The 10027-nt window shown below is 38.8% G+C and carries 8 protein-coding genes; 1 reads left to right on the forward strand and 7 read right to left on the reverse strand.

The window, feature by feature from the left end; genetic code table 11:
- Nucleotides 1–8: 8 nt before the first annotated feature.
- Nucleotides 9–1496, reverse strand: a complete 1488-nt coding sequence (locus tag T359_RS0117710) for an Ig-like domain-containing protein (protein WP_081795657.1) — start codon at nucleotides 1494–1496, stop codon at nucleotides 9–11.
- A 199-nt stretch (nucleotides 1497–1695) separates the two neighbouring features.
- Between T359_RS0117710 and T359_RS22655 the strand changes: the two genes are divergently transcribed.
- Nucleotides 1696–1857 (forward strand): hypothetical protein, encoded by a 162-nt coding sequence (locus tag T359_RS22655; protein WP_155840177.1) that lies wholly within the window; start codon nucleotides 1696–1698, stop codon nucleotides 1855–1857.
- A gap of 1 nt (nucleotide 1858) precedes the next feature.
- Here T359_RS22655 and T359_RS0117720 read toward each other — a convergent pair whose 3' ends face one another.
- The 6 genes from T359_RS0117720 to T359_RS20990 all read right to left on the reverse strand — a co-directional run bounded on the left by T359_RS0117720 (nucleotide 1859) and on the right by T359_RS20990 (nucleotide 10027).
- Nucleotides 1859–3715: a helix-turn-helix domain-containing protein gene (locus T359_RS0117720; RefSeq protein WP_026518546.1), complete on the reverse strand. Its 1857-nt coding sequence runs from the start codon at nucleotides 3713–3715 to the stop codon at nucleotides 1859–1861.
- 521 nt (nucleotides 3716–4236) lie between these two features.
- A complete protein-coding gene (locus T359_RS0117725; RefSeq protein ID WP_026518547.1) occupies nucleotides 4237–4743 on the reverse strand; it encodes a hypothetical protein in 507 nt (168 codons plus the stop codon).
- Between the two features lie 2 nt (nucleotides 4744–4745).
- The gene (locus tag T359_RS0117730) at nucleotides 4746–5264 is read right to left on the reverse strand and encodes a hypothetical protein (protein WP_026518548.1); all 519 of its coding nucleotides are present in this window, start codon (nucleotides 5262–5264) and stop codon (nucleotides 4746–4748) included.
- Nucleotides 5265–5456: 192 nt separating this feature from the next.
- Nucleotides 5457–6893: an AAA family ATPase gene (locus tag T359_RS0117735; protein ID WP_035784897.1), complete on the reverse strand. Its 1437-nt coding sequence runs from the start codon at nucleotides 6891–6893 to the stop codon at nucleotides 5457–5459.
- 373 nt (nucleotides 6894–7266) lie between these two features.
- Nucleotides 7267–8169, reverse strand: a complete 903-nt coding sequence (locus T359_RS0117740) for a NifB/NifX family molybdenum-iron cluster-binding protein (protein ID WP_026518550.1) — start codon at nucleotides 8167–8169, stop codon at nucleotides 7267–7269.
- Between the two features lie 67 nt (nucleotides 8170–8236).
- Complete coding sequence (locus tag T359_RS20990; RefSeq protein WP_051545592.1) at nucleotides 8237–10027, reverse strand: PP2C family protein-serine/threonine phosphatase; 1791 nt, start codon at nucleotides 10025–10027, stop codon at nucleotides 8237–8239.

Genomic DNA, 10027 nt, shown 5'->3' on the forward strand with positions numbered 1-10027 from the left:
TCTTCTCCTTACTCTGATACTTTGAAATTCCACTTTTTAACAAGGCCTGATCCATCAAGGACTTTTACCTGGATAATGATGTTCTTTGTCTCAAATTTATTTAAAGGATTAAGAGTCAAGACACCATCTTTATAGCTGGCTTCAAGACATTTGGGAGTATCTGATTTTACCTGGATATCGGGACAGACACGCATTTTCTCTGCATCTCCTCCTTCCGGGTCGTTGTATTTGAGGGGAAGTTCAAGCTTTCCATCCTTAAGTGATATTATGGTCACCTTGCTGGTATCAGCCTTATGATACGGAATATCTCCAAGAGATATGTTCTTTACCGCGTTGCAGCCAACAAGGTCAATTGAGCCAGATGCATTGCTTCCATCCTTGGCCGTAGCTATGATAGTTACAGGTGAATATGAGCCGGCTTTCATCGTTACTACGCCGCTCTCAGAAACTGTAGCAACAGCCGGATTGCTTGATCTATAGGTGACTTCCTTTGTCATGGGAGCTCCATAAGCGGAATTTACAAGTGCGCTAAGCTTTATCGTTTTGCCTTTAACTATATATTTGCTGCGATCTTCCGGAATAAGGAGTGATACCCCTGTAACCGGGTTTTCAACGCGTACAGTTATTGTCTTTGTCAGAGTATTTCCTTCTGAATTCTTAGATCCGTCAATTGCTGTGTATTTAATCTTTGCTGTGCCTGTTCCATTACCGGTTGCACTTATCTTCCCGTTTTCATCCACTTTTACGATGTTCTCGTTGTCACAGGTGATCTTATAAGGTCTTTTAATGAACTCTCTCCCATTGGATGAGGTCAGCTTTACATCCGGAGTAAAGGATGTCCTTGCACCTGTTGTTCCCGACGTCCAAAAAATAACATTTTTCTTTGTGCTTCCAACAATGCTTTTTCCATCCTCAAGAATGTCCATACTTTTGATGTAACAGGGATTGATATTAACTGTATATGTATCCTTGATCTCTCCATTTTCTTTTGAAGTAGCACTGATTTCGCAGCTTGTTAATGAACAGTCTTTAGCAATTTTCAGTTTTCCTTTTGAATCAATACTAACTCCCTGGTCTGAAGAAGAAACTTCCCATACAACTGCAATTGACGCATTTTTAGGCAGGGCGGAAACCGTGTACTGATAACTCTTTCCGGCTGCGACAAGGGTGCTTCCTGATATGGTCAATTCGGAAACAGCTACCGCTTTTGCCGCCCCCTTAGTCTGTACTACTTTAAAGGCCTCTTCTTCATCATTAGCTGTGCTCTCCCCCTGTTCTTCCATTAATGGATCAATATCATCTATTCCATCATTTTTATCATTCTCTCCGATATCTTCCGTTTCTTCATTTTCTTCCACGGAATCACTTTCATAGTCCACTGAGGAGATTTCTATCTCGTTATCTATCACATTCTCCTCGTCATAAGCTCTTACCTGCCCCGGTATAGTAAATCCAATGATAATCACCATCATCCCCAATAAAACCCGTTTCTTCATTGTTACCTCCTTAGCATACGTTTTATATTCCAAGAAAATTTTATGGTATTACTCCATAAAGAAGTAGTGACAGAGCAGTGAAAATTTATTTTCACTGCTCTGTCACTTGTAAAAATCTCTGCATGTATTTATATTCTTTTAGTACAAAATTACGACATATTTCAAATATGTCTATTGATATTAAAGGAGTTTATTTATTTTGAAAACACTAATCAGATCACTATTTATTACCATTGTAGCAGCTGCCTTAGTAGCATTGATACCATCCAACCTAATAGTCACCGGTGGAAAAGTACCCGGCGGCCAGGGATCTATTAGGCCTTTGGGCTTTATAGAAGAAATTGAGGATGAAGAATTCTGAACTAAATAGTCCAATCTTTTCCGGCGTTTAACTGGTTTAGCTTTGAATTATATACCATATTCATAGTATTATCTCTGCAAAAATCACTTATAGTAATGCTCTGTTTCAGTATATCTGCATATACGTTATTGGAAGGATCTTTATTAAGCTTAGCCTTATTCCACGCAATATTACTGATATTTACATGAACCGAATGGAGCCTGTAACTTTTAAGATCCTCTATGATAATCTTCTGGGAGATAGCATTTGACTCGTCATATTTTCCAAGGTTTCCCAATTCATTTGCAGCATTTCCCATAATTGAATTGTAGATTGATTTATAGTTTCTTACTCCATTCTCTTCATAGAAGTCGCACTTTTTTATTAGCACATCTTTATACTTTTCTTTGTGTCCTTTGCCGGCCAGGTTCATAAAAATGACCATTTCCGATTTTGTAAAATATGAATCTGGACTACATTCAAAATTTCGTGGCAATGTGAGATCTAGTGCCCTCTCTAGATTATCAGCAAATCTTTCGACAGATATTTCTTTTCTGTTTATCTTCTGAAGATTAATTAGCCTGATTAAAAGCTGCTGGTTCCATTTGCTTGCAGGTAATTCCTTTTTTAGCTGCAACAGCAACTGATTTTTTTGCCTGGCATCAGAATCATTGCTTGCAGCAAGATACCTTGCATATGTGTTCAATACATGAATGTCATCGGTCATTATTTCACTGCGCCTGTAATCGCTGCTAAGTCCAAGTTTTAACAATAGTCTTGAAACTGTTTCAGTTTGTGCTTTTACCTTTTTGTTCTCTATTCTCATTATGGTTCTTTCTGAGCAAATCATTTCTGATAGTTCTCCCCGGCTCATCCCATACATAAGTCTGCGAGTTCTTATTATGTCATTGAGGCAGCAAACTATAGCATCATCATAAATAAAACCGCTGTTTTCAACATCTATGGAAACATTGTATTCATCCCGTAAAGAGTTTAAGGCTATATTCATTGCTGATTCACTATTGATTGTTTCTTCGGTAATGCTGTTATCACAAGCAACAGACGTATACATATCATAAATAGCTTCTCTGGCGCCAATGAGCTCCGATAAGTAATAAGATCTTTTGGCTTCCCTCAATAGTTCTATAGCGTCATTACTATATCGGCAGAGTTCATCCCAGTCCTTGACAATTGTATTAGCGCTCTTTTTTAACAGATAATAATAACCAACTACAGCCATAGGATATACTTTTGCCTTAGCTTCGAATCTTAATTGAGAACTCCTGATATATTCCAGAACGCTGATATACCGTGATTTTTGGCTACGATAATCATCTGGTTTATTAACATACCGGTTCTGTAAAGACAAGTACTTCAGAATCAGATATATTTCATCGGGTGCAAGCAAATATTCTTTCAAGTTCTCAATTGGTAGCTGAGGCATAGTCAGCTCTATTGCCTCCCGATATAGTAATATAGCCTTTCCGCAGTCTTCTCCGGACATCAGACTCAGTCTGGCTTTCATATCCAGGATAAACTGCTTTTCAATCTTGTCCTTCCCATCGGTCTCCAGATCATCTATGATGCTTTTGGCTGTAATCATATCTTCTTGCTCAATAGCAAATATAAGATCCTGACATTTTTTCCACCTGTCATATTCGTCAAATTGGACAAAATCCTCATACCTCTCAGAAGATATTCCAAGCCTTGCCAAAAGTCTATTTCTGAATCTATAATCAGGCGTTTTTTCTCCTTTTTCAATATAGTGCATCATGGCTGGGGAATATAGACCATATCCCAGCTTTTCATATGATGCATTTTTCTCTTTGCGTATAATACGTAAAAAGTCATTGTATCTAATCTCTTCGCACTGATTCATATATCCCTCATTTGCAATTGCTTACTGGATAGTCAAAAACACTCTTGTTATCATTATATCACACGTATATGAGCGTTATTATATTCACCTTTGCACTCAAAAGCTCATGTTGAGGTCAAAATTGTATCACTGCTATCATTCAGAGCAGACCCTCATTGACTTTGGGAAGCTGAATTGAACCCTTTCTTGAACTCCTACATGATTGAATTCTTAGATTCCCAATCGATTTCATTGCGAAAGACCTTCGTAAAGAATTGATGGCCGGAGTGAAGAAATTCATGCTTGAAATAAAAGCTTGTCCAGATTGAAATGATCGTTCTAACAATTATAATTGTATATAGGTAAAAATCCTAATGGTACAAAATAGTAAATTCGTGATAACGCACAGTTTTATCTGTGCTAACGCACATCTTATAGAGGTAAATGTGATGAATATACCCCTTACACTCTTTAATCTACAGGAGACCAGAGAGGCCAGTTTTTTGTACCTGGTACAACTTGCGATAGTTGTACCACTATCATTACTTTTGATCCTGCATATATTGCAAATAAGTATCGAAATACTTTTTATACTCTCTGGATATGAAATTTCTTCTTTTATTTCCCTGCATCGTACACAGATCTCTAAAATGTCCCAGCCCAGCCAAATTCATCAATCCGCATTTTAACCCCAATTCATATTTTCCATTAACGAAAGGATATGCCATAACCTCCCATTGAGCTTCATCAATGTTTCTAACAGCTACTTCATCAAAATACACTGTAAGCATCTCTTCAAACTCTGCTCTAGAAACTGCAAATGAAGCAAAATCATCCTTTTCCCATAATTCAAAGTACCATTTTTCCAATGTTTTCAGGCTGTCTACTGAATAATCAGCATTAAACTTGCTGTCCGTGCAGATATTCTCAAACCTGCTTAATAAACTATCCTTGTATTCAAAAAAATAGCTTTCTGCATCAGCCATGCTATTAAACTCATTTAGTTTTTCTCCATACTTCACTGCAACTTCTAATCCTGCTTTAGACATATTCACCTCATGGTAATACTATTAATCAAATTCTTTTCATCTATTGATAAATCACATATTGAAAAACCTATAATTTGATCGTTACTATCTACAAATATTTCTACTCTATCATTTCTAAAAGAATTCACAATTTCCTTTGTTTCATCAAAAGAACAAATCAATTTGTTTTCACAATAGTAAATATCATATGATTGATTAACATCAATATAATCATTAACTTTGGTAAAAATACTAGTATCAACTATGATATTTCCGTCTAATGAGGGTATGCTAATATCTTCCCCCTTTTTTATAGTTAATCCATCAACGAAAAATGTTGCATCGGAAATGAATCCATCTTGACAATCAATCCCTAGCTCCAACGGTGGTATTCCAACAACATTTGTTAATCTCCAATGGCTTGGAATCCCTTTAAATTCAGGATTTACTAATGATATCATTAGTAAATCCTCTGCTACTTTTTCAAATACAATATTGAACTTTATTTTGGAAGTAACTAAATCTTTTTTTATTAGTAACACTTTTCTGCTCCTTTTTCATACTACCTTTTACTCCATTATTGCTGTTTCATCTTTTGTAATAATACATGAGCAACCTTGAATTGTTCTGTGACTTTTGGTTCTGTGCGTTATATACCAGTATTTTTTATACAATTTCATATATTGTTGATTTTCAGCCCGTAACCACATCTATGTCATGTTATAGGCTGGAAATCAACAATCAAATAACGCTTCCATGGTTATCACATTAGTAAATATCCCACTGTAAGCATTTTTCTTTAATCCATACGTCGTTACAAGTGTGTTCCTGACAACTTTTTTTCTGGATATCTTTTCCATTATAAGCCTGTCCCTAGTACGCATCTTCTCTTCATAGCTGCTATCAACAGAAAACTCACCACTATAAAACTTCAGCTCACAAAGATTTACTACATTATCTGCACGATCTATCAGTAAATCGATCTGAGTTCCTTCTGAATCGTCGTTTTTCTCTTTTATCCACATGGACATGTTTGCCTCAACTCCATTAATTTCCAGAGCTTTCTTGATTTGTGGATAATGTCGATAGCATACATTTTCAAAAGCCAGGCCTCTCCAAGTATTTAAAGTGCTTGAATTTACATTGTATTGCCAAAAACTTTCTTTTTTCTTTTGACCTTTAATAAAATATAAATATGTCAGGCAATATGGATCAGACAATCTGTATTTTTCTTCCCGTTTACCATCTGAAAACGGAATATATTTAATTAAAAAGTCACTTTCTTCAAGTGCTGAAAGAATCTTGTTTAGTTCGCTACCTGAAATATCACTGAATTTTTCGGATATTTCACTTCTTGTATACCCAAGATTCCTTCCAAACAAAAACTCAACAATCTCTTTTGTCTTTGTAGGCTTATCAAATGCTGATGTGAAAAGATTTTCATATTCCCCTTTAAGCATGGGATTCTCATCAAACAGTATCCTATCGATATTCTGAGCCAGGCTCAATCTTCCATCCATATAGCCCAGATAATAAGGAACACCACCAAATACCATATAGCTCTGTGTAATATCGTATCTGGAAAATTGGATATTCTGACTTAAGAAGTATTCTTCACACTCTTTCAGGGTAAATGGCAACAGTTTTATCTTATGGGTAATCCTGTTATAAAGACCACCTTTATTATTTATCAGCTTATTCTGAATCCATGAGTTAGCACTTCCACACACTATCAGCATGACATTTCCACGTTCATTACACCAACCATTGTAGAATTCTTCAAACGCTGTAATAAACCTGGATTTTTTGGTATCCATCCAGGGGAGTTCGTCAATAAAAACTACCTGCTTTGAACCATCATCTTTTTCTGTAAGCAGCTTCTTAAGCATAAAGAATGCCTCAAGCCAGCTGGTTGGTCTTGCACCTTTTTTCATCCCATACATCTGCAGGGACAGATAAAAGCTTTCAAGCTGGTCCTTTAAGGTTACTGCTTTTCCGCTTTCATTTACTGGTGATAGTCCTGTATGATGAAATGCATATCTTCCCTTAAAAGTATTATTTACAAGATATGTTTTTCCAACACGTCTTCTGCCGTAAATCACCACTAAATCAGTCTGTTTTCTTTCATATATCCTATTCAGTTCTTCCTGCTCTTTTGTTCTTCCTATCATGCTAATTGTCCTATTTTTGATTAATTTTATTATTACAGGACAATTATAACACATTTTTTGCGTTATAATTGTCCTGTAAGCATATTTTTTATAATTAGAGGACAATTATAACAAGTATACTGCAACATATCATCTCTAATGTCATCTCTAATTCACTATTTTTATCAGCATGAAATGTTATTTGTTCACTATTTTAAAATCGAGTAGCCTGACTCCTACTCGATTTCGCACACGAGCATTCCGCACTTAGTGCTCCATGTTCTTACGACCGGCAAATGAATTTGTATGCAAGCATCCATTCGCTTGCCGGTCTTGTGCAACAAAAAAGATTCCCTCGACAAAATGTCAAGGGAACCGCTCTTTTTCACGTTTTTTACTCAGCTATTTCAACCAGCTCAATCTTGAAGTTAAGCTCTTTGCCTGCCATCTCATGGTTAGCATCGAAAGTGATCTCTGTCTCAGTCTTATCTGTAACCTTAACAGGAATAGGTCTTCCGTACATATCCTGAAGGTATACTCTCTGACCTACCTCTACAGACTCAGCGCCGGGAAGCTCAGCGATCTGAATTGTTATAACCTGCTTGGGATCGTGCTCGCCGTAAGCCTGATCTGCTGTGAGATGAACATCAACAATCTGTCCTACTTCCATCTCAGCTACTGCTCTGTCGAAGCCTTCGATCATAAATCCATAGCCACAGATAAACTCAAGGGGCTCTCCTCTGTCATAGGAAGAATCGAACTGCTCACCGTCGTTGAAGGTTCCCTTGTAATGTACTCTGCAGGTCTTGCCTACGTTCTTACCCTCGAATAAAGGCTCTGAATGGCATCCGCCGCAGCTGCCACAACCGCCTGAAGAACAACCGCCGCAGCCTTCCTCAGCTTCCTCTTCCTCATGATGTCCGCAGGAATGACCATCCTCATGATCTCCGCAAGAATGTCCTTCGCCGTGGTGATCACAGTTAACGCCTGTGCTCTCAAGCTCGCCCTTAAGGTAAGCCTCTACAGCCTCATCAGCGCTTCCCTCTGCTCCGGCAAACATTTCAATGCCATACTCCTTAAGAGCGTCATAGGCACCGCCGCCGATACCGCCGCAGATAAGAACCTTGATATCATTATTAGCAAGAAGTCCGGCCAGTGCACCGTGGCCGCTTCCGTTAGAATCAACGATCTCAGAGGATACTACTTTGCCATCCTCAACCTCATACACTTTAAACTGTTCTGTATGTCCAAAATGCTGGAAAATCTGACCATTATCATAAGTTACTGCAATTTTCATCTTTATATATCCTCCAATCCAAATATTCTCCCATTATATATAAAGATGTCAACAAAAACAACTGCTATTATTTCTTTCCGAAAAATTTGAAACAAAGCATGGTGATATCGTCGAACTGGGGCGCCTCTCCCACGAACTCATCGATATCTTTTCTAAGTGTCTCAATGAGCTGCTCAGGCTCCTGATTAGGATCTTTGTTAAGGGCTGTCAAAAGTCTCTCATTGCCAAAGAGCTCATTATGTATATCCGTTGCCTCTGAAACACCGTCAGTGTATTGAATAAGTGTATCCCCGGGATGAAGCTCAAATTCATGCTCTTTGAATCGTATTCCTTCCACTGTCGCAACAGCAGGTGAATGTCTGTATTCCACAAGCTCAAATTTACCGTCGGCTCTCTTAAGAACAGGATGTTCATGTCCTGCGTTGGCAGCAAGGCCTTTTCCTGTATTGATATCCAGTATTGCCAGCCAGACTGTAACAAAGAGGCCTTCGTCATTGCCCTCACAGAGCTGGTTGTTGACGTCGGTAAGGACCTCCGAGGGGCTTCCTCCCATGATGGCTCTGTTCTTGATAAGAGTCTTGGCTATTACCATGAACAGGGAAGCCGGAACGCCTTTTCCGGAAACATCCGCAACCACAAGTGCCAGATGGTCTTCATCAATAAAGAAGAAATCGTAGAAGTCTCCACCCACCTCTTTTGCCGGATCCATGGAAGCCGCCAGAACGAACTCCTCGCGCTCTGCATAGGGCGGGAATATCTTCGGAAGCATATCCGCCTGGATCTTGGTAGCTACGTTAAGCTCCGCGCCAATCCTCTCTTTTTCCGCAGTTACATGCTGAAGATTGAGCATGTAGTCCTTAAGCTCGATTATCATGTTGGCGAACTGATCGGAAAGGCTTCTGATCTCATCATCGCCCTTGTTATTATTCCTGATCTCCTCAGCAATATTCTCATCCTTTTCACGGGAATACTTCTCAACGCTTCCATCCAGACTGATGATTCGATTAAGGAAATTCTTACGAATCAGCATGATCATGATGCCGGTACCCAAAAGAAGTACCGCCAACAAGCCGATAAACTGACTGAACACCGCCTGAATTATGGCCTGATTCACACTGAGAACGCTGACCTCGGAGCAGATAAGTCCCACTTTTTCACCATCTATTACAAGAGGTGTATAAAAAGCATAGTTGTGTCCGTATTCATTATCAAAAATATCGAATTCTGTGGGCTCAACACCTGTGTTCCAGGCCTCCCAGAAGGTCTTATGTTTATCAATATCAGTCTCAACAGTATCTCCCAGGTAGAGATAATCCTTGCCGTCAACCGACTTGACTCCTCGAACAGCATCAATCATATAGCATACATGAAGGTCGTCCACAGGATATACAAAATACGCATAGGCAAGGCCAAAAGCATCTCTTGTCTCCTCAAATATGGTAAGCCAGTAGGCCTGGGTGTACTCGGCATATTTAAGCTTCAGGTCCTCATCCAGTTCCTCAAAGGGCATATCCGCAAGAAAGGCTTTACCGGGGTATCTCTTGGCAAACATGGTCTCAAATTCTTTTTCCAGAGCTACGTAATCGCCGGAATAGTCAGCAGGGATCATCATTTCCTCGTAGTGATCCTTAAAATATTCCTTGAATTCTACGAAGTTGGCACCATCCTTCCGAAGCTGCATGCCCACGTAGGCGTTAAGCTCCTTCAGGTTGTTCTCACATTCTGTGTGGTATGCCTTAGTCTGATTCAGATAGGTGTATATCGCACTTATAGTGATGATGATCAGCGCATAGATTGTGAACATTACAGCAAATTTGGTTAAAACGCTTCCTTTTTTCGGCTCAGATCTATTTGCCAT

This window comes from Butyrivibrio sp. MC2021 (assembly GCF_000621605.1).
In the GTDB taxonomy this organism is placed as follows: Bacteria; Bacillota; Clostridia; order Lachnospirales; family Lachnospiraceae; genus Butyrivibrio.